General features: G+C 41.9%; 25 protein-coding genes, 1 pseudogene and 1 riboswitch. Of the genes and pseudogenes, 23 read left to right on the top strand and 3 right to left on the bottom strand.

Annotation, left to right across the window (positions count from 1 at the left end):
- Positions 1–6 precede the first annotated feature (6 nt).
- On the bottom strand, positions 7–219 hold the full coding sequence (locus GSM42_RS03760) for a hypothetical protein (RefSeq protein ID WP_160800186.1): 213 nt from the start codon (positions 217–219) through the stop codon (positions 7–9).
- A gap of 191 nt (positions 220–410) precedes the next feature.
- Between GSM42_RS03760 and GSM42_RS03755 the strand changes: the two genes are divergently transcribed.
- The 19 genes and pseudogenes from GSM42_RS03755 (at position 411) to GSM42_RS03665 (ending at position 17,687) form a co-directional block, all read left to right on the top strand.
- On the top strand, positions 411–1,094 hold the full coding sequence (locus GSM42_RS03755; RefSeq protein WP_160800184.1) for a M23 family metallopeptidase: 684 nt from the start codon (positions 411–413) through the stop codon (positions 1,092–1,094).
- Between the two features lie 155 nt (positions 1,095–1,249).
- Positions 1,250–1,531, top strand: a complete 282-nt coding sequence (gene spoIIID / locus GSM42_RS03750) for a sporulation transcriptional regulator SpoIIID (protein ID WP_160800182.1) — start codon at positions 1,250–1,252, stop codon at positions 1,529–1,531.
- 271 nt (positions 1,532–1,802) lie between these two features.
- Entirely contained in the window at positions 1,803–2,519 is a 717-nt protein-coding gene (locus tag GSM42_RS03745; RefSeq protein WP_160800180.1) for a DNA-directed RNA polymerase subunit beta, read from the top strand.
- Positions 2,520–2,583: 64 nt separating this feature from the next.
- The gene (gene pgsA, locus GSM42_RS03740; RefSeq protein ID WP_160800179.1) at positions 2,584–3,111 is read left to right on the top strand and encodes a CDP-diacylglycerol--glycerol-3-phosphate 3-phosphatidyltransferase; all 528 of its coding nucleotides are present in this window, start codon (positions 2,584–2,586) and stop codon (positions 3,109–3,111) included.
- A gap of 80 nt (positions 3,112–3,191) precedes the next feature.
- The gene (fabZ, locus tag GSM42_RS03735) at positions 3,192–3,641 is read left to right on the top strand and encodes a 3-hydroxyacyl-ACP dehydratase FabZ (RefSeq protein ID WP_160800177.1); all 450 of its coding nucleotides are present in this window, start codon (positions 3,192–3,194) and stop codon (positions 3,639–3,641) included.
- A 124-nt stretch (positions 3,642–3,765) separates the two neighbouring features.
- Positions 3,766–4,812 carry a Gfo/Idh/MocA family protein gene (locus tag GSM42_RS03730; RefSeq protein ID WP_160800175.1) on the top strand — a complete coding sequence of 349 codons (1,047 nt, stop codon included), beginning with the start codon at positions 3,766–3,768 and terminating at the stop codon, positions 4,810–4,812.
- Positions 4,813–5,916 carry a DegT/DnrJ/EryC1/StrS family aminotransferase gene (locus tag GSM42_RS03725; protein WP_160800174.1) on the top strand — a complete coding sequence of 368 codons (1,104 nt, stop codon included), beginning with the start codon at positions 4,813–4,815 and terminating at the stop codon, positions 5,914–5,916. It abuts the gene before it with no gap.
- A 14-nt stretch (positions 5,917–5,930) separates the two neighbouring features.
- Complete coding sequence (locus GSM42_RS03720; RefSeq protein ID WP_160800172.1) at positions 5,931–7,238, top strand: nucleotide sugar dehydrogenase; 1,308 nt, start codon at positions 5,931–5,933, stop codon at positions 7,236–7,238.
- 13 nt (positions 7,239–7,251) lie between these two features.
- Positions 7,252–7,998, top strand: coding sequence for an acyltransferase (locus tag GSM42_RS03715; RefSeq protein ID WP_160800170.1), 747 nt, complete (start codon positions 7,252–7,254; stop codon positions 7,996–7,998).
- Positions 7,999–8,060: 62 nt separating this feature from the next.
- On the top strand, positions 8,061–8,993 hold the full coding sequence (locus GSM42_RS03710; protein WP_160800168.1) for an NAD-dependent epimerase/dehydratase family protein: 933 nt from the start codon (positions 8,061–8,063) through the stop codon (positions 8,991–8,993).
- A 138-nt stretch (positions 8,994–9,131) separates the two neighbouring features.
- Positions 9,132–9,776 carry an exopolysaccharide biosynthesis polyprenyl glycosylphosphotransferase gene (locus tag GSM42_RS03705; protein ID WP_160800166.1) on the top strand — a complete coding sequence of 215 codons (645 nt, stop codon included), beginning with the start codon at positions 9,132–9,134 and terminating at the stop codon, positions 9,774–9,776.
- A 163-nt stretch (positions 9,777–9,939) separates the two neighbouring features.
- Positions 9,940–10,134, top strand: a complete 195-nt coding sequence (locus GSM42_RS03700; RefSeq protein ID WP_160800164.1) for a hypothetical protein — start codon at positions 9,940–9,942, stop codon at positions 10,132–10,134.
- A 600-nt stretch (positions 10,135–10,734) separates the two neighbouring features.
- Positions 10,735–10,875, top strand: a complete 141-nt coding sequence (locus GSM42_RS03695) for a hypothetical protein (protein WP_160800163.1) — start codon at positions 10,735–10,737, stop codon at positions 10,873–10,875.
- Between the two features lie 258 nt (positions 10,876–11,133).
- Positions 11,134–11,373 (top strand): hypothetical protein, encoded by a 240-nt coding sequence (locus GSM42_RS03690; protein WP_160800161.1) that lies wholly within the window; start codon positions 11,134–11,136, stop codon positions 11,371–11,373.
- A gap of 790 nt (positions 11,374–12,163) precedes the next feature.
- Positions 12,164–12,270: riboswitch (SAM riboswitch) on the top strand.
- A 77-nt stretch (positions 12,271–12,347) separates the two neighbouring features.
- Positions 12,348–13,064: pseudogene (locus GSM42_RS03685) on the top strand (methionine ABC transporter ATP-binding protein); the annotation flags it as partial.
- Positions 13,065–13,152: 88 nt separating this feature from the next.
- Entirely contained in the window at positions 13,153–13,764 is a 612-nt protein-coding gene (locus GSM42_RS03680) for a methionine ABC transporter permease (protein WP_202404785.1), read from the top strand.
- Between the two features lie 14 nt (positions 13,765–13,778).
- A complete protein-coding gene (locus tag GSM42_RS03675; RefSeq protein ID WP_160800155.1) occupies positions 13,779–14,585 on the top strand; it encodes a MetQ/NlpA family ABC transporter substrate-binding protein in 807 nt (268 codons plus the stop codon).
- A 122-nt stretch (positions 14,586–14,707) separates the two neighbouring features.
- Positions 14,708–16,000: a M20 metallopeptidase family protein gene (locus tag GSM42_RS03670; protein ID WP_160800153.1), complete on the top strand. Its 1,293-nt coding sequence runs from the start codon at positions 14,708–14,710 to the stop codon at positions 15,998–16,000.
- Between the two features lie 265 nt (positions 16,001–16,265).
- Positions 16,266–17,687, top strand: coding sequence for an alpha/beta hydrolase family protein (locus GSM42_RS03665; RefSeq protein ID WP_160800152.1), 1,422 nt, complete (start codon positions 16,266–16,268; stop codon positions 17,685–17,687).
- Positions 17,688–17,721: 34 nt separating this feature from the next.
- Here the strand turns inward: GSM42_RS03665 and GSM42_RS03660 are convergent, their stop codons facing one another.
- Positions 17,722–18,336, bottom strand: coding sequence for a YigZ family protein (locus GSM42_RS03660; RefSeq protein ID WP_160800150.1), 615 nt, complete (start codon positions 18,334–18,336; stop codon positions 17,722–17,724).
- A 52-nt stretch (positions 18,337–18,388) separates the two neighbouring features.
- Positions 18,389–19,459 carry an LCP family protein gene (locus GSM42_RS03655; RefSeq protein WP_160800148.1) on the bottom strand — a complete coding sequence of 357 codons (1,071 nt, stop codon included), beginning with the start codon at positions 19,457–19,459 and terminating at the stop codon, positions 18,389–18,391.
- A 249-nt stretch (positions 19,460–19,708) separates the two neighbouring features.
- On the opposite strand from GSM42_RS03655, the gene metK reads away from it, so the two are divergent.
- The 4 genes from metK to GSM42_RS03635 all read left to right on the top strand — a co-directional run bounded on the left by metK (position 19,709) and on the right by GSM42_RS03635 (position 24,970).
- Positions 19,709–20,893: a methionine adenosyltransferase gene (gene metK / locus GSM42_RS03650; protein WP_160800146.1), complete on the top strand. Its 1,185-nt coding sequence runs from the start codon at positions 19,709–19,711 to the stop codon at positions 20,891–20,893.
- A gap of 452 nt (positions 20,894–21,345) precedes the next feature.
- A complete protein-coding gene (locus GSM42_RS03645) occupies positions 21,346–22,815 on the top strand; it encodes an AAA family ATPase (RefSeq protein ID WP_160800144.1) in 1,470 nt (489 codons plus the stop codon).
- A 6-nt stretch (positions 22,816–22,821) separates the two neighbouring features.
- The gene (locus tag GSM42_RS03640) at positions 22,822–24,009 is read left to right on the top strand and encodes a hypothetical protein (protein WP_237446456.1); all 1,188 of its coding nucleotides are present in this window, start codon (positions 22,822–22,824) and stop codon (positions 24,007–24,009) included.
- 544 nt (positions 24,010–24,553) lie between these two features.
- Entirely contained in the window at positions 24,554–24,970 is a 417-nt protein-coding gene (locus tag GSM42_RS03635; RefSeq protein ID WP_160800141.1) for a hypothetical protein, read from the top strand.
- The last annotated feature ends 6 nt before the right edge of the window (positions 24,971–24,976 follow it).

Raw genomic sequence — 24,976 nt, 5'->3', positions numbered from 1 at the left:
CGAGGCTCAGAACTCAGTCTTCGTGACCGTGGCCTTACTGCCGCTGACCTCGACAGTGACGTACACGTAGTAGTCACCGACCGGGACAGGGTAGCGGTCACTCTTCGCCGGGAAGCTCTGGGTGTTACTCTTCCCGTAAACGCTGGCGGTGATCTGAACCTTGCCGTTGACCACAGAAGCCGAAGCCGAAGGCTTGGGCTTGGCAATCTTGACAGCCATTTAGGACCTGCTTTCTGGATGGAGACAGTGCTCCATCCGGTTGGAGACACTATGTAAATTCATCATAGACTTTTTTCCAAAACGAAGCAATATCGCTCTAAAAAAAATACCAAATGTTGTACAAAATTTACCAATTCAGGTATAAAGCGAACGAGAAGCGTCGACACTGGTCACTAAGAGGTGATCAGATTATGAAACCAGAAGAACCAAAAAACAAAGTTTCTTTTCTGGATGATAACAAAAACCAAAAATCAAACAAATCAAATCAACTACTAGATAAAAAATGGTTTTTTCCTGCAATTTATATGACAGTTGCAGTGTGTGTTTTAGGGATGGCATGGTGGTATCAATCTACGAAACAACAAGATGTAACACGTACGTCCAATCCTGATGTGGATACGGTTTTACCTGTAGAAGAAGTACCAACTGATAATTTAAAACAGATTTCTCTACCCATAACCAGTGATCCCACAGTTGCCAAAGTAATGGATTTCTACGATGCAAATGCTACTGATGCAGCAAAAGAGAGTGCATTAGTAAAATACGCGGATACGTACTGGCCTCATACAGGTATTGATTTTGCAAGAAAAAATGGAAAGCCATTTGATGTAGTCGCTAGTGCTTCTGGAAAAGTTGTTCGTGTGGAAAAGAATCCAGTTTTGGGTCAAGTAGTGGAAATAAAACACGAAAATGGATTGACAACTGTCTACCAAAGTCTCTCCAATGTAAGAGTGAGCCTAAACCAAGCAGTGGTGAAAGGTGATGTGATTGCAGAAGCTGGACAAAATCAATTTGAAAAAAATGAAGGTATCCATTTACATTTTGAAGTTCGAAAAAATAATCAAGCTTTAAACCCAAATGATTACGTAAAATAGGAAAACGCCCTTGCAGCAAAGGGCGTTTTTTCATGTCCTACCGCCAAGTTCAGACGTTACGTGAAAGCTTGAGCTTTTCTTTCCTGCTTGTACCAGCATAACCGGTTGTACGCTTCATATAATGTATCAAACAAGCAGAAAGGAGGAGAGGGGAGTTGCACGACTATATAAAAGAGCGAACCATAAAAATTGGTCAATATTTTGTAGAGACCAAGAGTACAGTTAGGGTTATAGCAAAAGAATTTGGAGTTTCCAAAAGTACTGTTCATAAAGATTTAACAGAGAGATTGCCAGAGATAAATGCCGATTTAGCAAATGAAGTGAAAGAAATTTTAGAATATCATAAATCAATAAGACACTTACGTGGTGGAGAAGCAACCAAAATAAAGTATAAAAGAAAAGCTGGAAACAAAGAAGTTGCCCGCATATCTATATAAATAATATATTCACAATTAAGAAGGTCGGTTGTATTCAAAATTTACATAATCATCTTCTCTCCGACCTTCTAATTATATGGTAAAATATTTGACAACCCACTATAAGCATCCAACGGAGCAGAGGTTGGAAAAGTTTTTGGAAGACATTGTAAGTAGAATATATAATACAATATTCACGGGTGTTAGTAGACGAATGAAGGGATGCTTTGTTATATTTTTGTTAGGTAAATATCATGGACAAGCTTATTTGTAAATTGGAGAGGTATATCAGATGAGTCAATCAGAAGATAAAAAGGATATAAAGAAAACGGAAGTAAAAGAAGAGCAAGAGGAAACTCGTTTACCAGTAGGGGAACTAAAGTGGAGTAAGGAACAGCAAGAGAGAGAACAGCAAGAGAAAGAACAGCAAGAGAAAGAAAAAGAACTAACCGATAAAGATAGTAACGAAAAAAAGGATAACAAGGAAAACACTTCTGAAAAAAATAGTGTTCACTCGGAAATATCTGCTACATTGTTAGAAGTAGAAAAAGAACAGGAGTCACACATCTCCTCTCATGATGAAAAAGAAAACCAGAAAGACAAGAAAAAAGACCCACTAGCAAACATAGAGGATACACTTACCCCAATCGATTTTAAAACATATGAATTTGATGCAGAACAATTAAAAGCTATCGAACAGGAATTGAATGCGTTAAATCCGCAAAAGCTAGAAGAAGAACTCCACACTATTTCTCAGCAGGAGCACAGTCATCGGCCATATAACAAATTTGAAGATGAAGTGGACGATGAAGAAAATGATGAATTAGAAGATCGTTCTAATAATAGATGGCTAAAGCGAACGATTTGGATTGTTGGATTACCTGCACTCTTGGTTATTGTTTTATTTGTTAGTTTGATTATTGGTCACGCGGTAGTTGGCGGTCAGCCGGTGGGCGATATATTCGATATAAGTATGTGGATTCATGTTTATAATTTAATTTATAGCTAAAAAAACCCGTCTGTGTGAATTGCCACAAAGACGGGATTCTTTGTGGTAGGCTGGAGGGTCTTAGATGATAAACGTGCCAAATATCCTTACTATTTTTCGCTTTTTCTTAGTCCCTACCTATCTAATCGTGTATTTTTCTGATGCACCAAGTAAATTGTATTGGTCTGTAGCGATCATTTTACTTGCAGGGATAACGGATGTGGTGGATGGATACTTAGCTAGGCGTTATAATTTGATAACAGAAATAGGAAGTCTTCTTGATCCCTTAGCGGATAAATTAATGATTATCGCAGTATTTTTGTCACTTCTGATTACACATAAAATTAGTTTATGGGCAGCATTCGCTGTCTTTTTGCGTGATATTTCCATGATTCTCTATTCCACTTTATTCCACTTAAAAGGGAAGAAAACAATCCCTGCCAATGTAATGGGCAAATTGACCACCGTTCTTTTTTATGTGGCTCTGTTTGCATTGCTTTTCTCTGTTACTGGTGCACAAACATTCCTTTGGTTTGTCATTGGTCTGTCCTACTTAACAACACTCATTTACTTTGTACTAATTCGATCGGCAAATAAAAATGATTCTCCATAATGGCCCTAGCTCGTCATGCTTGGTTACGTGTGCTAAACTGTAGCGGAGTGTGATTGGAGAAAGATAGGAGTGGTATTTTAATGGAATGGGATATTAACAAGATTCAAGAGGTAATACCTCATCGCTACCCTTTTTTATTGATTGATAAAATCATAGAGGTAATTCCAGCGAAAAAAGCTGTTGGAATCAAAAATGTTACGATGAACGAGTCCTTTTTTCAAGGTCATTTTCCTGAGTACCCTGTAATGCCAGGTGTTTTAATTGTGGAAGCATTGGCTCAAGTGGGAGCTTGCTCTATTCTGGTACTAGAAGAGTATAAAGGGAAAATAGCCTTTTTTGCAGGCATTGACCGAGTGCGTTTTCGTGGCCAAGTAAAACCTGGTGATGTTCTTCACTTAGAAGTTGAAATGACTCGCCTTCGTGGGAAAATGGGTAAAGGAAATGCAGTTGCCCGCGTAGGCGATAAGGTAGTCGCTGATGGAGAAATCATGTTTGCCATCATGGACGGAGATACTAATACAAATTCGTAATACATAGGAAATCACAAAAATAAGTGTGTCTTTTTTTTGCAACTATACCAAAAACATTTCATTTATGTTACATTGGTTGTAATGTTGTTGTAATATTAATGCTGCTTGGAAAGAGGGAAATAAATTGATCCGCTATGGAATAGTAGGTTGCGGTCACATTGCTAAAAAACACGTGCAAGCGATTGCGAACGTGGATGGAGCGGTATTGACTGCTGTGTGCGATACCAATGAAGAACGTTTACAGGAATTTGTTACAGACGGCGTCCAAGGTTTTTTGGATTTACAAGATATGTTACAAGCTGACCTAGTAGATGTTGTTTCCATTTGTACCCCAAGTGGACTACATAAAGTACTAACTATTCAAGTTGCAGAAGCAAAAAAACATGTTGTAGTGGAAAAGCCAATGGCACTTACACTCGAAGACGCAAATGCAATGATAGAAGCATGCGAAAAAAACAATGTAAAAATGGCAGTTATCCATCCGAATCGATTCCGACCCGCAATTATTGAGCTTAGAAAGCAGTTAGATAAAGGCTCCTTTGGGAAAATTGGACATGCTAATGCTACGGTACGATGGAACCGAAATCAGGCTTACTATGATCAGGCTCCATGGCGTGGAACCAAAGCGATGGATGGCGGAGTATTGATGAATCAAGCAATTCATAATATGGACCTCATGCTTTGGATGATGGGGGATATTGAAGAAGTAAGTTCTTACAATGCAACACGTATTCGAGATATTGAAGCTGAGGACACATCTTTATCTGTTATTCGCTTTAAAAGTGGAGCATTGGGAGTGTTAGAAGCAGCTGTCACCATTTATCCCAAAAACCTAGAAGAGTCCCTCTCTATTTTTGGAGAAACGGGAACTGCCACGATTAGCGGCCCTAATGCAAACTGGATAAAAACTTGGGATTTCGCTGGGCTTACAGAAGAAGAAAAACAACAAACAATTGAGCAAATTGCGCAAGATCCATTTGGGATTCCAGGACATGAATGTATTATCCAAGATATGACGAATGCTATCGCTCAAGATTACATTCCTGTTGTCTCTGGAAAAGAAGGTAGAGAAGCATTGGCATTTGTTATAGCTTGTCAACAATCGGCAGAAACAGGGAAACCTGTGCGTATGGATGATTTACTAAAATCCCATGAAGGAGCTACTAGATAAATGAATAAAATTCCTTTACTTGATCTAACCCAACAATATAAAGGTATTCGAAACGAAGTACGTGATGCAATAGATCGTGTGTTAGAAAGTGGACATTACATTTTAGGACCAGAAACAAAAGCATTAGAAGCTGAAATAGCTGAGTATTGTGGTGTAAAACATGCAATTGGAGTTGGTAATGGTACAGATGCACTTCAATTGGCATTGGATGCTGCTGGTGTGAAAGCAGGAGATGAAGTAATTACTACACCTTTTACCTTCTTTGCATCTGCTGAAGTTGTTTCACAGTTAAAAGCCACACCAGTATTTGTAGACATTGATCCAAAAACATATAACCTCGATGTAGAACAACTGAAAAAGGCTATTACACCAAAAACCAAAGCAATTATCCCTGTTCATATTTTTGGGCAACCAGCTCAGATGGATGAAATTATGGAACTTGCAGATCAGCATGATATCTTTGTGTTGGAAGATGCAGCTCAAGCTATTGGTTCTGAGTACAAAGGAAAAAGAATCGGTTCTTGGGGACATGCAGCGACATTTTCCTTCTTCCCGACCAAAAACCTTGGTGGGTATGGGGATGGCGGAATGATCGTTACCAATGATGATGAACTGGCAGCAAAACTGCGTATTTTACGTGTACATGGAAGTAGCCCGAAATATTATCACAGCATGATTGGTTATAATAGTCGCTTGGATGAAATTCAAGCTGCAGCTCTCCGAATTAAATTGCGTCATTTGGACGATTGGAATAATGCTCGCGCAGAAAAAGCAGCTTATTACAATAAAAAGCTTGCGGAACTCCCAGTAGTAACTCCTTTTCATGCAGAGGACCGGAAACATATTTATCATTTGTACAATGTGCAAACAGAAGACCGTGAGGGCTTGATGGCTCATTTGAAAGAGAATGGCATTGCATCCGGTATTTATTATCCATTACCACTTCACTTACAAGAAGTCTATAAAGATTTAGGGTACAAAAAGGGAGATATGCCAAACGCTGAAACTATTTCCCAGAAAATATTTGCACTCCCTCTTTATCCAGAGTTGTCAGAAGAAACCATCGATCACATTGTTGCGGTTGTACGTAATTATTTTGAGTAAAGGAATGATCGCTCGTGGGTAGTTTGCTCGAGAAAATTGAGTCAAAAAATGCAGTGATTGGGGTTGTAGGACTCGGTTATGTGGGTCTTCCCCTCGCTGTCGAAAAAGCAAAAGCTGGATATAAAGTAATTGGTTTTGATGTTCAACAAAAACGAGTAGATATGGTTAATGATGGAATTAACTATATTGGGGATGTCGTAGATGAAGAGTTGAAACAGATTATTCAATCTGGTCAACTGAGCGCTACGGTCGATTACTCCAAAATTGCCGAAGTAGATGCAGTTGCCATTTGTGTGCCTACACCACTTGATAAATATCAACAACCTGATACCACTTATGTGGAAGCATCAGGTAAGGAAATTGCCAAGTTTCTTCATCCAAATATGCTTGTTGTTCTAGAAAGTACCACCTATCCAGGAACAACAGAAGAAGTTTTGCAACCTATTCTTGAAGGTACTGGATTAAAAGTAGGAGAAGATTTTTACTTAGCTTATTCACCTGAGCGTGTAGATCCAGGTAACAAAACATTTAACACGAAAAACACTCCAAAAGTAGTAGGCGGAGTATCTCCAACCTGTACCAAAGTAGCTGCTGCCATGTACCGCAGCGTTTTGGAAGGAGATGTTCACGAAGTTTCCAGCCCTAAAATTGCGGAGATGGAGAAGATCTTAGAAAATACTTTCCGTAATATTAACATCGGGCTTGCGAACGAAATGGCAATTCTTTGTAACAAGATGGGAATTGATTTGTGGGAAGTTATCGAAGCAGCAAAAACAAAACCTTATGGTTTTATGGCGTTTTATCCTGGTCCAGGTTTAGGGGGTCACTGTATTCCGATCGATCCTTTTTATCTCACTTGGAAAGCTCGTGAATATAACTACCATACCCGCCTGATCGAAGTGGCTGGTGAGATTAATAACGAAATGCCAAACTTTGTTGTAGACCGCACAATGAAGATTTTAAATCGTTACCAAAAATCACTCAGCGGTGCAAAAGTGTTGGTACTCGGTGTTGCTTACAAGAAAGATATCGATGACTATCGTGAATCACCTGTGATGGAAATTATTAAGTTGTTAGAAAGCTATGAAGCAAACTTTGAGTTGGTAGATCCACATATTTCTTCTTTCCGTTTAGACAATAAAAATTATGAAACGGTTGCTTTAACAGAAGAAAAACTGAAAGAAGCAGATTTGGTATTGATTACAACGGATCATTCTGCGTTTGACTATCAACAAATAGGGGATATGTCTTCTGTTATTTTTGATACGAGAAATGCAATGAAAGATATAAAGAGCATCAAAGCGTATTACGAAAAACTGTAAAAGTAGGTGTCCGATGAAACATTACATTCATGACACAGTAAAATTGGGGCAAAATGTCACGATCGGTTACTTCTCAGTTATCGAAGAAGGTGCTGTTATTGGGGACAATGTCACAATTGGAAACAATGTTACCATTCATGCAGATACGGTTATCGGCTCTCATGTTTTTATTTCCGACAATTGCGTAGTAGGGCGTTGGCCTAGACCAGCTAAGGCTTCAACTGTAAAGGTGGAGGCTAGCTTACCAGCACTACAGATCGGTGAGGGGACAACACTTGGAGCTAATACGGTATTGTATCGAGGAAGTACCCTTGGCAAAGAAGTAATGGTCGGGGATCAAGCATCCATTCGAGAAAAAGTTACGATTGGAAACAATGTTGTCGTAGGGCGTGGTGTTGCAGTGGAGAATCAGGTAGAGATCGGTTCTTACACCAAGATTCAAACCAACGCATATATCACTGCTTATACAACCATTGAAGAACGAGTATTTATAGCACCTACTGTAACCACAACAAATGACAATTTTATGGGTCGTACCAAAGAACGATTTAAATTGGTTCGTGGTCCACTAATTAAAAAAGGTGCGCGAGTTGGAGGAGCCTCTATCTTATTGCCAGGAATCACCATTGAGGAAGAGAGCTTTATTGCCGCAGGTGCATTGGTTAACAAAGATACAGAAGCAGCAAAAGTATATGTTGGTGTTCCTGCGCGTACCTTGCGTGAAGTACCAGACAGAGAAAAATTGGAAAACCAAGGGTAATACAAGTGAAGGGAACAAGACAAATGACTTGTTCCCATTTTTATAAGAGAGGAGTGATAGAGATGAAGGTACTCGTTACAGGTGGAGCTGGATTTATTGGTTCTCATATAGTAGATCAATTATTTGCTAAGGGTCATCAAGTGGTAATTGTTGATAACATGTCTACTGGAAAAGAGACTAATCTACATCCAGAGGCAGCATTTTATCGTATAGATATGGAAAATGCCAAGATCCGAGATGTATTTGAACAAGAGAAACCAGATATTGTCATTCACCAGGCCGCTCAAACTGTTGTGCAAACTTCTGTTTTGGAACCAGTTTATGATGCTCATATGAATATTTTAGGTACGATTAACTTGCTAGAGGCGGCACGGCTTCATGGAGTAAAGAAATTTATTTACGCTTCTTCTGCTGCTGTTTACGGTGATCCACAATATGTTCCAATAGATGAAAAACACCCGGTTGGACCTCTCTCTGGGTATGGCATCTCCAAGTATACACCAGAGCAATATTTACGTGTGTATGAAGAGTTATATGGATTGAAATACACGATTTTGCGCTATGCAAATGTATACGGAATTCGCCAAGATCCAAAAGGTGAGGGCGGAGTTATCTCTATTTTTATTGATAAGGCAATTGACCAGAATGCATTTCTCATTTTTGGTGATGGAGAACAAACAAGAGATTATATATATGTGGAAGATGTAGCCAAGGCAAATGTTGCCGCTTTAGAAGCAGGGGATAATGAAGTGTTTAATATTGGAACAGGTATACATACAACGCTAAATCAGCTAGTTGAGAAGCTGCAACAAATAAGTGGCTATTCATTAGAGACTATTTATGAATCGGAAAGACTTGGGGATATCAAGCATAGTTATTTTACGGTAGAGAAAGCAAAGACCGGATTAAACTGGGCTCCCATCATCTCATTGGCAGATGGATTGCAGAAAACATATCACTATTACCTTGGACAACATTCCACAAAAATATTGTAACAAATAACCTCTTGTGCTTTTATTACATCTGACTTATACTAAGTTACAAGTCATGAAACATTCCTGTAACATTCGTGTTACTTTCGTAATGAAAAGAGATGAAATTGGACATATATATAAAGTAGGAGTGGTGAAGAGATGCGTTCCAAAGTAATGGTGAATAACCAATCCCAAATGTTATTTGGAAATATGAGTGCCAAAGGGGTCGTTTACCCTATAATGAAACGATCCTTTGAACTTATGTTTTCCCTTTTGCTATTGGTTGTCACATTGCCAGTGCTTCTCGTCACTGCGATTGCGATTAAACTTGAGTCACCTGGTTCGATCTTCTATAAACAAGAACGAGTTGGGAAAAACGGTAAACTATTTAATGTATGGAAATTAAGATCAATGCGTAATGATGCTGAGAAGAACGGTCCGCAGTGGGCTTCAAAGAATGATGCACGTGTCACTCAAGTAGGAAGTTTTATTCGCAAAACGCGGATTGACGAGTTGCCTCAACTGTTTAATGTTTTGAGTGGACAGATGAGCCTTATCGGTCCTCGTCCAGAACGTCCTGTATTCACTGAGCAATTTGACAAAGAAATCCCTGGTTTTAAAAATCGTCTATTGGTAAAACCTGGTCTTACAGGTTGGGCACAAGTAAACGGTGGCTATGAAATGACCCCAGCTGAGAAATTAGATTTGGACATGTACTACATTCAAAAACAGTCTTTTAAATTAGATACCAAGATCTTTTTCCGTACCATTAAAGTAGTATTTACTGGTGATGGAGCAAGATAAATAAGTGGAGCTGAATGGCTCCGCTTTTTTTTGGATAGAAAAGAGTAATATGTACTATAATTTTTATCTTATTTTGTTTTTCTTGAATTCGACTGCTTTTATTAGTAGAATTTTAAATAGTATGATAGTAAATTGCTATCATCTTAAATAGAGAGGATCGAGCATGAGTCAGGATAAGCAGGTGTACACGGAAAAGGATTTCGAGAAGGCTCTTGACAAGCTGAAGAATATGTCGAAAGCGGATGCTGAAGCGCAGGGGTTAAATCATATCCGTGAAAGGGTGCTCGCTGGCGACCTGGGAAATGCGGGCTATCTTCTGATCACGGAGGACAAGATAGCAGGGCTTCTCAAGAGCTAATGACTCACGTCTGATCGCTGCTCTTATTTGAACTCCTGTCTTTGGAAATATATTTCCAGAGACAGGGGGAAGATTAAATTAGGCATATGGATGCCTATCATTCATATAAAAATAAAAAACGAAAGAATTTTGGAGAGTACCATTTTGGATGCTTATTGGAATTCAGTACCTCGGTGGATGTGATCTGAAATTAATTTTTCTCTCCGGCAAAGAATAAGAAGAGCACCGTTATATGGGTGCTCTTCTTATGTGTCTCGATTTTTTACACAGGGTCTAAAATATGCTTTTTAGCGCCAAGTAGATAAGACCCCACATCGGAATACTAAACAACACTGCGTTCATAACTCCTAACCAGAAAAACTTACCTACCACTGTGTATTGCATCAAAGACACCTCCGTTTTGATTTGATGTCTTTATTATAATCAAAAAGAAGCCGTTTTAAAGGAATTGGAGGGAAATGTAAATGAACTGTAATGTTGGGGTAATATCCTTTAGCATTGTTACAAACTAACGATTGATTATTTCAAAATCCACAAGTTTTTTGGCATAGTGTTATCGTAAAGTTACAGTTGATGCTACCATAAAGGAAGAAGGTTACAATGGCCAAGATGCAGCATAGAGGCTCCGGTCCAGATCCGGTTCGGGAAGCTGTGCCAGCAGCAGGGAAAGAAGCAGTGCATGATCGGCTTCCGCCGGTTCTGGAAAGAGCTTGTCTATGGGTGAGGTTTACTTCGGTTTAGATCACGTGGTGATTTGCTGGAACGACCAATTCATGGTGGTCACGGAGCCACTCGTCGAATAAGTCCAATTTTGATTGAGTATATATTCAATAGATCGTTTAATTGACTGAGGCATAACTCTTTAGCACCGATACAGTTGAAATAAATATGGATTATCCATAAAATAATAAAGTTCTGTCAAAGATAAAGGGAGCTTGTAATGCTTCTGCTCGATCCGAAGAAGTGGCATGATCTCAAGGAAGCAGCTAGGAAAGAGCCATGCTAGGTACGATTATTGTTGATTTTGCTGCGCAGTGGGCTAATTTGATCGAAGAGCGGATGGATTCCCAGAAAAAGCTGTCAGAGGTTGCCATGGATGCAGCGCATGAAGTTCTTGCTGTCCAGCCTATGAAATTTGGTTTTAATGGACAAATGATGGGAATGGTAATAAAGACATTGACAGAACATTGGGCTTATGGAGTTGATTTGAAGAACTGGCATAGTTCCCTTCGCGCATAAGCAAACAGCTTGTCCTTTACAAAAAATAGTGGAGGACAAGCTGTTGTATATATAGATATATCCAATCCTTGCCGTATCGGCATGCTTGATAGATTTTTCATCTCTACTTCACTTTGGCATATGATACTTACACTATATTTTTGAATATTTACTTTATAGAATCCCAATAAATGAACTCGGTTTTACTTCAACTGTTTCACTCATATGCAGAATTGAACCCTCCCTCCACCTATGCTAACGCAAGAGGCGGGGAATATCTTGGGTCGGTATCCAAGGAAATGAACCAAGCTCATACAGTAGTCCCTACGGCAATTAATCGATAATACAATCAAAGGAGAAGGAAAATTCTGAACATTTTTTTTGGCTAACGCCGAACGGCATTCACCACCCACTTAGCTCATGCTTGAAGTGGGAGTATTCTTTCGGAGAGATTGATAGAAAAGTACTAATCAGGAACTTCAGCAATTTTTGTACAGTAATCACATTCTCCATTAAACTTGATATATCGTACATTTAATTGATTGGTGTGAGATTTATGATGCCAGTATATTTATTGTTTTATTGCAACATCTCTAAAATCGAGATAAAAGGGAGTATACTGAAGTTTTATTGGTTATGGTTTTTTGCATCGTAGGAGAGTATTCGAAATGTATATTTTTACTATACGTTATTAGGTGATTGTCAAAAACGACCAAATGACTACCGAAGAAATAAATAATTTCATATATGAATTTCCATGTTGATATTTATATTTTTATAAAGTATAATATCATTAACTTGATATGTAGTTCTCTTATCCAGAGAGGTGGAGGGACAGGCCCTACGATACCTCGGCAACCATCCAAATGAGGAAAGGTGCCAATTCCTACAGAATTTTTTGGTTCTGACAGATGAGAGAAGGCGATATGAAAATATATCCCTTTTTGCATCAGTGTGCAGAAAGGGTTTTTATTATTTTAGGAGGTGCTTTGAAATTGAGTTTAATCCAGTTGCAAAACGTCTCCAAACGATTTGCTGAAGTAACAGCCTTAGATCGTGTGTCTGTCACTGTACAGACAGGAGAAATGCTTGGGATTATCGGTCATAGCGGAGCAGGAAAAAGTACACTGCTTCGAATGATAAATGGTTTGGAACAACCAACAGAAGGCGAAGTTTTCATCAAAGGAAAGGACTTAGCTCATCTGAGTAAGATTGAGCTTCGGAAACTTCGAAGTAAAATCGGGATGATTTTTCAGCATTTTAACCTGCTTACCTCTCGAACCGTGTATGAGAACATTGCTTTTCCACTGCAAATCGTAGGAAAAAAGAATGCAGAAATCAAAATGCGTGTAGAAGAGTTGTTGGAACGTGTTGGCTTGACAGAGAAGCGAAATTCCTATCCTTCTCAACTCAGTGGCGGTCAAAAACAAAGAGTTGGGATTGCCAGAGCGCTTGCAAATCATCCTGAGATTGTACTTTGTGATGAAGCGACATCTGCACTGGACCCAGCGACAACGGATTCCATCCTTCATCTAATCCAAGAGATTAATCGAGAAACTGGTATTACCTTTGTCTTTATCACGCACGAAATGTCTGTGGTGAAAAAAGTTTGCTCACAAGTTGCGGTACTGGAGGCTGGCCAGATTGTAGAGACTGGCGATGTTGCTGAAGTTTTTGCTCATCCAGGGCATCCTGTTACCAAGTCATTTTTGGGATTAACAAGCAGCGAAGGAGGGAACCGCATTGTCTCCTAGTTTGGATTGGGCCTTGATTTTACAGGGAACACAAGAAACATTATTGATGGTGGCTATTGCTACATTTTTTTCTGCACTCATTGGAGTACCATTAGGTATCTTATTAGTTATCACGGATCGTGGACAATTTTGGGAAGTCACTTGGTTGCAAAAAATTCTTGGTTTTATCATTAATATTTTCCGTGCAGTACCATTTATTGTCCTTATTTTATTTCTCTTTCCCGTTACCAAATGGATTTTAGGTACATCGCTTGGCACAACAGCTGCTACCATTCCCTTGATTGCAGGTGCTGCACCATTTTTTGCCCGGATGGTGGAGACTGCTATTCGTGAGATTGATCGTGGGGTAGTAGAAGCAGCCGAAGCGATGGGGGCAAGTCCATTAACGATTGTATGGCGGGTTTATTTACCAGAAGCGATGCCTGCTATCGTCTCTGGGTTAACCGTATCCTGTGTCAGTTTGATCAGCTACTCTGCGATGGCGGGTATGGTTGGCGGCGGTGGACTTGGTGACTTGGCACTTCGTTACGGGTTCCAAATGTTTGATGAAAAGATGATGTTTGTTTGTGGAATACTACTTGTTGTACTCGTGCAAGGTGTTCAATGGATCGGGGATTTTATTGCCCGTCGCTTAGATAAACGTAACTTACAATCATAAGAGGTGAATATTGGATGAAAAAAGGTTTATTGCTTGGTTTATCTTTACTATTCGCATTTGTATTATCGGCATGTGGAAATAATGATATTAGCAAAGAAACAGGATCACAGGTTTTAAAAGTAGGAGCTACACAAGTGCCTCACGCTGAAATTTTAAATTATGTAAAGCCGCTTTTGCTAAAACAGGGAGTTGACCTTCAAGTACAAGTATTTCAAGATTATGTACTTCCCAATCGTTCTGTTGAAGAAGGACAAATCGATGCTAACTTCTTTCAACACATCCCTTGGATGGAAACAACCAACAAAGAAAATGGATTCCATTTGGTAAAAGTAACGGGAGTTCACATTGAACCAATGGGTGCGTATTCCCAAAAAATCAAAGACAAATCCCAAATCAAAAATGGGGCAACAGTCGCAGTTCCGAATGCAACATCAGAAATTACCCGTTCCTTATTGTTGCTTGATGCAAATGGTGTGATAAAACTAGACAATCGGGAAGGAGAAAAAACAGCGAAAAATATTGTTTCCAACCCTAAAAAGATTGAGATCAAGCCACTAGAAGCTGCGATGTTACCAAGAGTTTTGGATCAAGTTGATCTTGCTATCATCAATACAAACTATGCCTTGCAAGCAAAATTAAACCCTACAAAAGATGCTGTCTTTATTGAGGATTCTAAATCTCCTTATGTAAATGTACTTGCAACGAAAAAAGGCAAAGAAAAAGATGAACGGGTTCAAAAACTAGCAAAAGTGTTAAACTCTCCTGACGTGAAAAAATTTATTCAGGATAAATATAAGGGTTCAGTAGTACCAGCATTTTAGTCGAAGAAATAGGGTGGTTGAAAAAACTACCCAATTTTCTGTCTCTCATTTATTTGAAAATAGGGAAAAATAAGATTATAATATTGTTTGTTCTGTTTCATTTCTACCTCTCAGGAGAAAAAATGATTTCCTATATTTCGCCGAGTGATATAGCTTTGGCAGAATACATTAGTCACGAGATGTATCGTCATCCTTGTAAGTCGTTTGACGAGAAGAAGTGGACGCTTCCATTTCTAGAGGGACTTCTCGAGGAACGCGGAATTCCGTTTACTCGAATTCCTGTAGAGAATGGCCGTACATATGGCCTAAGGGTCCAGATAGTTGGAGAAAAGGAAGGTAAGGATAAGCCTGGAGTTTCCGTTTTGTTCCGCGGAGACATGGATGCTCTGCCTATTCGCCCTAGGGAAGATGTCGATGTGGATGAGGAATTCCGCAACGCTTTTCACGGTTGTGGTCACCACATTCACACAGCACAGGCATTTGTGATCATGCTCTGGTTCCATCAGAATAGAGATAAGTTCCATGGAACCGTGACAGTGATGTTCCAGCCGGCAGAGGAACTGCCGCCAGGCGGCTGTAAGGATATGATGGCCTACATGGTCAACGATCTTGGTGATCGTTATGATGCAGCTGTGATGTATCATGTGTATCCCGATCTTCCTGCAGGTAAGTTTGCTGTAAGAAAGGGACCGATCACAGCTAGCTTTGACACCTTCCGTGTACGTGTTATTGGAAAGAGCGGGCATTCTGGTCACCCGGACAAGGCAAGGAATCCGCTTCCTATCTCAGCTGAGCTTCAGTTGATGTTCCATCAGATTTTCAATGGTGGACTTCGTCCCTATTGGAAGGACATCTACCCTGATCTGTATACATGGGTAGAGTCACTTGGTCTTACTGCATCCAAGTTTTGCGCAGTGATCACCAAGTCGCTCTGTGGAGAAGTGGATGTGGAAAATCCAGATCATCATACCGCAGTGAATGTGATTTCTGATCATGCTATTTTTAATGGTAGTATCAGGTGTCACGATCCTGCTGTTCGTGATGTTCTTCACATGCTCGTTCGTGAGCTTCCGTCCAAGTTCCTTACACACTACCCTAGTTACCAAGTGCGCGTGACAATCGAGGAAGGATACCCCGCTAGTTATTGCGATGAGCACTTGGTGGATCTGTTCTCGACAGTCGTTACAGATCGCTATGGTGGCGAAATGTGCGAAGAAGCACCACTGTCCAATGGTGGAGAGGACTTTGCTTATGCAAAGCTGTATAGTCGAATGCTGATTGTTCGTCAGGGAGTAGGATTTCCTGATCGTCCGATCACAAGTCTGCATAGTCGGAACGCAGAGTTCAATGAGATCGCTATCCCATTTGGGATGGAGACGATGATCGAGTTTCTGCTCCGTGTACTTGATCAGTAAAGATAAATAGAGATACATAAAATCGAATAGAATAAGCAATACGCCCCCAAGTTATCTCTTGGGGGCGTAAACAATTTGGAGTTATTTCCAGTAAACGGAGTAAAGGTAACAGAAAGTACAATACATAATTCGAAGTTCAAGTAGCACCAAAAGTATTAGGTATTATTAGGACCATAGTCCCAAAGGTAAATCATTCTAGCGGTCGTTTTGATCTGATGCCTCTCTCGGTAAAATAAAGGAAAAACGAGAGAGGAATTAAAAAAAGATGAGTCTACATTTAGGTAATAGGAAATTGCTATCTAAAGCTATGAAAATATCCATTTTATCTGTTTTGCTAAGTTTATTTTTCATCATATTTTATTCATATGCAAATGCAGCGTCTCCTGATAAGTGGCAAGAAAAGGATGTTTCTTTCACAAGTAATAACACAAAAATGCAGGGTACAGTATTGATGCCAAATGGAAAAGGAAAACATCCAGGTATTGTGCTCGTACATGGTTCAGGACAGAAAGATCGTGAAAAACTAAGACAAGATGCCCAGATGTTTGTGAAAGCTGGTTTTGCAACTTTTATCTACGATAAAAGAGAGAAATCAAAAAGTCGAACCATGCCAGTATTAGCGAATGATGCTCTAGCAGCGGTACATACTTTACAAGCTCAGTCTGGAGTTGATCCTCGTAAGGTAGGTATTTGGGGTTTTAGTGAAGGAGCTTGGGTTGCACCAATTGCTGCCTCTCAATCAAAAGATATTGCTTTTGTTGTCTTATTGGGTACTCCTGTCGTTACACCGATACAACAGCAAACTTACCATATTCAAAATCGTTTATTTCAAAACAGGATTACTTCTAAAAATGTCACGGATGCGATCACAGTCAAAGGGTCACGATTTGTCTATCAAAGCAATCTGCTTCCTGAAGCCGATCACGATGCTGTTTCCTATTTACAAAAAGTAAAACAACCAGTTCTGGCTGTTTGGGGAGCAAAAGATCGATTGACTCCTGCTGCTGAGGGTGCTAATCGATTGCAGCAAATCTGGAAGTCTAATGGAAACAAAAAGGGTTCCATTCTATTTGTTGCAAATGCTGAACACGCTGCACATCAAACCGATCAGACTGGATTTGAGAGATTCCCAGCTTTTGCAGCCGGTTATGAAACAGAGGTACTAAACTGGTTGGATGAAGTAGTGAAGGGAAATCCACCTAACTCTCAAGTAATCGGACAAGTTCCGAGTCAAGATGTACATGTATATCAAAACCTGATAAAAGATGTACAATGGTATGATTCTTTGGGAGTTGTGTTAGGTATTATTGGTACTCTTTTGGTTTGTTATGTTGCCGCGATGATCAGCTCCATTCGGAATCGAAAAATGGATTCAGCGTTAAAAAGATACGCTGGATGGACCATAGCGTCAGGACTGCTGGCTACAATTGGTTTCGCAAGTTACTTCGTTATGATTTGGTCAAATGGAGGTAAGGTATTAGGTCCTGTTCTATATGAAAGACCAATTATTTGGTTAATCATTCAAGGCTTTAGTCTTCTCACAACCTTCTTGACATTCGTCTTGGCTTTCAGAGGATTTCATGGTTCTTTACAAAAACTAGATTACGTTCGCATTGTACTTCTACTGGTAGCAGGCACTCTTTTTACAGTATGGGCAGTGTACTGGGGATTGTTATTACCTTCCTAATAAAATAAACTCCTTACACATTACTGTAAGGAGTTTATTTTATTATTTTTTCTTCTTTATTTCCTTGCAAAATATGAATTTGCCCACCTGTCCAATCCGCGAGTGCCGAAGTATACTGCTCTACTTCTGTTAGTGGAATCCAGATAGACCAAGTTATGTTTTCTCCATATTTTGGTTGATCAAGAATAAGGGGAGTGGAGCGAAGCTCATGCTCGATGCGCCCTAAAAAAGTATAGTCAAAAGACAGTACAAGTTGTTGATACAACAGTCTTTCTGCTGTACCTGCTGCTTCAATTGCAGCTGATGCACCTTGGCTATAAGCCCGAACTAATCCACCAGTACCTAGTTTTATCCCGCCATAGTAGCGCGTAATGATAATAGCCGTATGTGTAAGTTCTTTTGTATGGATCATCTCCAGTATAGGCCGTCCAGCCGTTCCTGCCGGTTCTCCGTCATCCGATGATTTTTGGATTTGGCTTGTGATGACATATGCATAGCAGTTATGTGTTGCATTCCAGTGTTCTTTCCTGACATCCACCAGAAATTGGGTTGCCTCTTCCTCGGTTTCGACTCGCTTAGCTTGGCAAATAAAACGAGATTTTTGAATGACAATCTCTGTTTTCCCACATATGCCGATTGTTTTGCTCATGCTTATACACCACCAAAAGAAGAACGGTACGAGACCGTTCTTCTTGTCAGATTTAATAGTTACTTGAGTTATCCGAGCTATCACTTGAACCATTATTATTTGTATCTGGGTCAACTTCACCATTGTCTGTTGTAGGAAGTCCGAGAGTTTCTTTCAATAACTTACTAATACGTTTTCGCTCTTCTTCCTGCATGAAACTATACCAAACACCATCTACTTTTTTATCTTCCACTTTTGCAGTCAATGTCTCGAGATTTTGTTTTGGCGTATTTTTGTAAATTTGAGCCAAGCTTAAAAATTCACTAGGATCAATACTGTAACTTAAGTTATTTCCAACCGCACTTGTTATTTGTGTAAAGTTACTGACGGAATTAAAACTAACAATCTTATCCAACACCTTATTAACTACTTCTTGTTGGCGTTTGTTACGACCATGGTCTCCCATAGGGTCTTCTTTTCTCATTCTTACATAGGGGAGAGCTTCTTCTCCGCTTAGATGCATAGGTCCTTTGTTGAATTGTACCACACGGTCAAAGGTACTTATCCGGAATGTCATCGGTACATTTACATCAATCCCACCTACAGCGTTTACAATATCAATAAACCCTTTGAAATTGATTTTCACATAGTAGTCTATAGGGACACCATACAAGAGTGTTTCTACCGTTTCACGTGTATTTTGAATCGGATTCTTTCCTTTTTTCTTTCCCCAAAACGCAGCAGAATTAATTTTGGTTTTAAACCCATCTGTATTCGCAATCGTTGCATACGTATCCCGTGGTATATTCACCAGCTTGATTGTCTTCTTCTGAGGATTAACAGCAGCTACCATCAACACGTCCGTACGATATGTTTCTTTTTCCGCTTTTGAATCAAATTGGTCTGTACCAATAAACAATACAGTAAAAGGATCTTTATTTATATCAACTTCTTGGTTACGGAATTTGGATTTTTCTTGGTCGGTATCGTGCCCTTGCGTAAGAGCCCCCCATAAGGTGCCAACAAAATAAATTCCTACGATCAAAATGGCCACTAAAGAGAACAGGGATACTCGTAGAACCCATTTTTTTCGTTTTTTATGGTTAACCCGTTTTTTCCGGCTTTGGTCCACGCGTTCCATCATCTGTCCATTTCCTTCCTTATAAAAGATAATAATTATGCACTATAGAACATACTACAATGTAATGATGGTTCTTTTCAAGAATAAAGGTAAAAAAACACAATGTTGACGACTTTTTTTGGCATTTATGGATATGGATAAATATCTTTTCGATTCGTTATTGTTTTTCTCTAATTGATACGTTAATCTATGATTATTGTGCCGAAAAGGACGGAAAATATTTTTTCTGTAAAAAGAAAAGGGGGATAACAAATGAGTCGTACTCTATTTTCATCTGAATCTGTTACAGCTGGACATCCAGATAAGATCTGTGACCAAGTATCAGATGCTATTTTAGATGCTATTCTATCCAAAGATCCAAATGCTCGTGTGGCTTGTGAGACATCTGTCACTACTGGTTTAATCTTAGTTGCTGGAGAAATAAGTACCAATTGCTATGTTGATATTCCAAAGCTAGTTCGTTCTACTATTAAGGAGATTGGGTACGATCGCGCAAAATATGGCTTTGATGCTGAAACTTGTGCCGTATTAACTTCTATTGACGAACAGTCTGCTGACATCGCTCAAGGTGTGGACGAAGCGCTTGAAGCAAAAGAAGGAACGATGAGTGAAGAGCAGATAGAAGCGATCGGTGCTGGTGACCAAGGTTTAATGTTCGGTTTCGCAGTGAATGAGACACCTGAATTAATGCCGCTGCCGATCTCACTAGCACATAAATTAGCTCGTCGTTTGCACGAAGTTAGGATTGACGGAACCCTAGGTTACCTTCGTCCAGATGGAAAGATCCAAGTAACGGTTGAATACGATGGTAACAAGCCTGTCCGAATCGATACCATTGTATGTTCCACGCAACATGCAGAAGATGCAACAATTGGGCAAATCAAAGAAGATATTCATCGTCATGTGATTGAACCTATCGTACCAAAAGATATGCTCGATGACCAAACCAAATATTTCATCAACCCAACTGGACGTTTTGTTATTGGCGGACCTCTTGGTGACGCTGGACTGACTGGTCGAAAAATTATCGTAGATACCTATGGTGGCTATGCGCGTCACGGTGGAGGAGCATTCTCTGGAAAAGATCCAACAAAAGTGGATCGTTCTGCTGCTTATGCTGCACGTTATGTAGCGAAAAATATCGTAGCAGCTGGTCTTGCAGAAAAATGCGAAGTCCAACTAGCTTATGCGATTGGTGTGGCGCGTCCTGTGTCTGTGCGTGTGGACACGTTTGGAACAGGAACTGTCTCAGAGGATCGTCTTGTGGAATTAGTAGAAAAACATTTCGATTTGCGTCCAGCAGGGATTATTCGTTCGCTTGATTTACGTCGTCCTATCTACAAACAGACAGCTGCTTATGGACACTTTGGCCGTACGGATATTGAACTCCCTTGGGAAAAGACAGATAAAGCTGAGATTTTACGTTCAGAAGCTTGATTTCAATATTAAACACCTCGCTCATAACAGAGTGAGGTGTTTTTTTGTGGCGTTGGAATAGTATTTTTACAATGTAAAGAAAAGTAGAATTGTCTATAAAAATGTTTAAAAATAATATGTTTTGACCACTCCCCACGATGAATAGGGGGGATTCTTGGGACAGTAGTCTCGTGACCACTTCATTACCAAGCTAACCCCGTGAGCCCCACGGTTTAGATGTTCCATTAATCCCTTAAGCAGCTTGGTTATCGCTGTTCATGGTGCATATCACCATGCGAATGAGCGTTTGTAAAGATCTTTTTTCAAAAACTGTCAGGCTTATGAGGCGGGTAAAAACACTCCTCCCTTGCCTATAATATGTTATAATATTTGCACATACCGGAAAGGTATAACAGGTATCTTTTCATCTGTAGTAGGCCTGTCTATACCACTCACAGAAGAGGTTCACAGTCATGACTGTCACCACCGGCGCTGAGTCCACGACCGCTGCGACGACGAAGACCAATGCGCACACCCTGACCCTTCGTTGGGTCGCGGCAGCCACGGCGGGTTTCATGTACGCCGAGGAGATGCGTGAGGTTGTCTCGCTGGCGCTGGCCGCCGGTGAGAACTTCGTCTTCTCGGGTCCCGGCGGACACGGCAAGAGCGAGTTCCTGAACTCCGTCTTCGCGACGATCAAGGACATCGACCCGTTCGTCAAGTCCCTCGGTCAGGGTACGACCCCAGAGGAGCTGTTCGGCGGGATCGACTTCAAGAAGTTCGATGCCGAACGCGTCATGGACTTCGCCACCGAGCGGAGTTTCATGGTGCACGAAGTTGCCGTCTTCGAGGAGATGTTTGACGCGCCCGAAAGGGTGCTGATGTTCCTCAAGGACGTGCTGACCGCGAAGGAGCTGCGCAACGGCGACCAGCGAGTCAAGCTCGTCAACAAGGTGCTCGCGGCGGCGACGAATATGTCGCCGACGGAGATCGCCTCGGCGAACCGTTCCGTGGCGGCGCTCATCGAGCGTTTCCCGCTCCAGTGGGAAGTGAAGTGGCCGAGCTACACCGAGGCCGACTTCGTCCAGCTGTTCAGCATGGAGGAGCCCGACGACAAGCCCAGCATCACGTGGGCGGAGATCGCGGAGATGCAGGAGAAGACCGAGACTGTCAAGGTCGGATCGATGGTCAAGCAGATCCTCGGACACGTCTGCGCCGAGCTCCGCACGGAGAAGGTCACCATCAGCCCGCGTACCGCCAAGAAGACGCTGCAGCTGGTGAAGGCTGCTGCCGTCATCAACGGTCGTAACGTGGCTGTTCCCGAGGACATCCGGGTGATGAAGTACCTGCCCGGCTGTCAGGAATTCTTCGAGGCGATTTGCAAGATGATCGAGGAGAAGAAGGCCGAGCTGATGGTCGCCGAGATCATCAGCGGCCTCCAGATCGAGGTCGGGATGGTCGAGGTCATGATCGATGCCGCGACCACGATCGCGGAGCTGGAGGGATGCCAGAAGGACCTCCAGAACATCGAGATTCGGCTGGATTCGAACAAGCCCAGTTCGGATGCCGATCTGGAGCTGATCGCAACCTACCGCGATCTCAACGCCAAGGTGGCGGATCTCAACTACGAGATCGAGGAGAAGATCGCCCCGTTGCGTCAGGTGGAAGAGCTGAAGAAAGCGCAGGTGCGTATCCCCCAGATCGAGAGGCGTCGCAACGACCTGCAGAACCGGGTCAAGAAGGCCAGGAGCAGGGACGACGCAGAGAAGGTCAAGCAGGAGGTCGTCGAACTGCTGGACGAGCTGCGTAACTACACGCAGTCTTCGAACGGTTGGCTGTCGACCCGTGCTAAGGGTGCCCTCCAGGGCATGAGTTCCCTCGAGAGCTTCGCGGACAATCGTATCCGTCAGTTCAAGAACTCCAACAACGGCTGGAACAGGTAATCAATCATGCGAGTGATGACTCCGCCGAAGTGGCTCTTGGAGCCGTCCGAGTCCAAGATCCGTCGTGCCGGGCGCTACATCGGCATGAAGGGCCTCGACCAGCACGACATCGACTTCGTGCTGGACACCCTGGCTTTCGCCAGTGGTGCGAAGACCTCCATCTTCTTGAAGGAGCGGGAGCGGGAGATCGCCGATTTCATCGAGCGTTTCCCGCTCGACCGGGTACCCGGTCGCAGCAACATGATGAAGGCGGTTCGCGCGCTGAAGCTGTACAAGGCCGCGAAGCACTACATCGAGGTCTACGAGCGCTACTACCTCGACATCGTGGTGTACTTGATCGGTCTCATGGAGCTGCCTCCGATCGATGCCCAGGGTATGGCGCTTCTCCTTCGTCTCGCCGGCGGCGATGAGGATGGAGAGGACAATCAGACCCAGATGGCGATGGAGATCGCTGCTTCGCAGGGGATCGACCTGAAGAAGATGCTGGAGATCGCCCGTCAGCTCGACGAGACGGACGCGTTCCAGTCCCCGCAAGGGGAACTCACTCCTGACCCGAATGGCGAGGACATCAGGGTCCGATCCATCAAGGAAATGAGTGAGCTCCCTCGCATCAGCCAGCAGTCATGGGGTCTTCCGGACTCTCTGCTGATGTACAAGGCGTTCACGGGTGACTTGGATGTTCGCGATCCGGTCACCCGGCACGACAAGAAGCAGCTCTTGTACATGCTGGTTGACGGCACAGGATCGATGGAAGGTGACCCTGTCAGCCGAGCTGTCGGTGTCGCGATCAACGCGCTCGAGCGCGTGATCAAGGGAGAAGCGGAGGTTTACCTCCGGTTCTTCGATGGCGAGCTCCGTGAACAGGAGTACCACGCCGACACACCGGAAGCCGCACGCGAGCTCCTGCAAGTGGTGACGGACCCTGAGAACTACCAGGGTAGCTGGACGAGATTCATCGAGCCGCTGCGTACCGCAAGCGAACGGGTCAACGACCTCGTTCGTGAAGGTAAGTTCCGTTTCCCGGAGATCGTGATGGTCACGGATGGAGCGGCGCAGATCCCCGACGTAACCGATCTGAACGGCACGAAGCTCAACGCTGTGCAGGTCGGTCCCAGACTCGTCGAGGGTCTCGCAAAGCTGGCAGAAGCTTCGGGCGGCGTCAACATCGACGCCACCGAGCGAAGCGACAACTGACAGAAACTACTACAGAAAAAGAGGAGATACACTGGGCGCTCGTGGCATTCAGCTGCGAGCGCCCGCCATCTCTTATCTCTCCATGTATGCGTTGTACATGCTGATGAGTCCAAAAGGATGAAAGAGATGAGAGAACACTCATAGTGCTTTCTATTCACTAGCAATAGCTCAACTCAGAAATAAATAATTTTCAAACAGACGATCTGCTCCCAAGCAAAGAAATGTTCCCGACAGTTTGCTAGACTAAATCCGTCTTTTTTGATTACACTCAAAAAGAGGCATGCAAAAAAGAAATTAGAATTTGTAATACAAAAAATGGATTAGGCTATTAAAAACTATTCAAAGGCAACACGACAAAAAGCGTTACTTGATGCATTCAACTTAACCGTTTCCTTTATCGTGTAAAAGTGGTAAAATGAAAATAGTATTACATTTTCGAAAGAACCATTAGACCTTTCATGGAAATCCGGCATACACTACATGTAAAACTCTGATCTGAGAAGTAACCAAAACTTAATTGCATTTTTTTAAGGAGGATGGGCGTATGGGTTACTGGTACCTACTGATTGGGGCAGTTCTCGTCGTCGCTTTCGTGTTCCTATACAGGAGGTTGCTCACTTTTGGAAAAGGGTTATATCACCATAAAGCATCCCACCTTGTGATCATCACGAACAACAGCCAACAGTCGATTGAATGGCTGATCCGTTCGTATCACATGGCAAACCACCTGCGAGCTGGTGGATTGAAAAAAGGGAGAATTACTTGCCTCGATATGGGCTCGTCAGATGATACGATTTCCATCATCGAGCGATTGAAACAAAAGTATGACCATCTAGATGTTTTTTCTCACAAACTCTCTTCCGAAGAAGAGTTAACACAGTGGCTTAAAGCTGAGCAACAGAAAGAAAAAGTGGTTGTGCTTGATTTAAGAGATATTGATGAAGACAAAGAAACAGCCTAATAGAGG

Source organism: Shimazuella alba (assembly GCF_009831235.1).
GTDB classification, from domain to species: domain Bacteria; phylum Bacillota; class Bacilli; order Thermoactinomycetales; family Thermoactinomycetaceae; genus Shimazuella; species Shimazuella alba.
The sequence above is the reverse complement of the archived record's forward strand: the minus strand, read 5'-3'. Positions and strand labels throughout refer to the sequence as shown.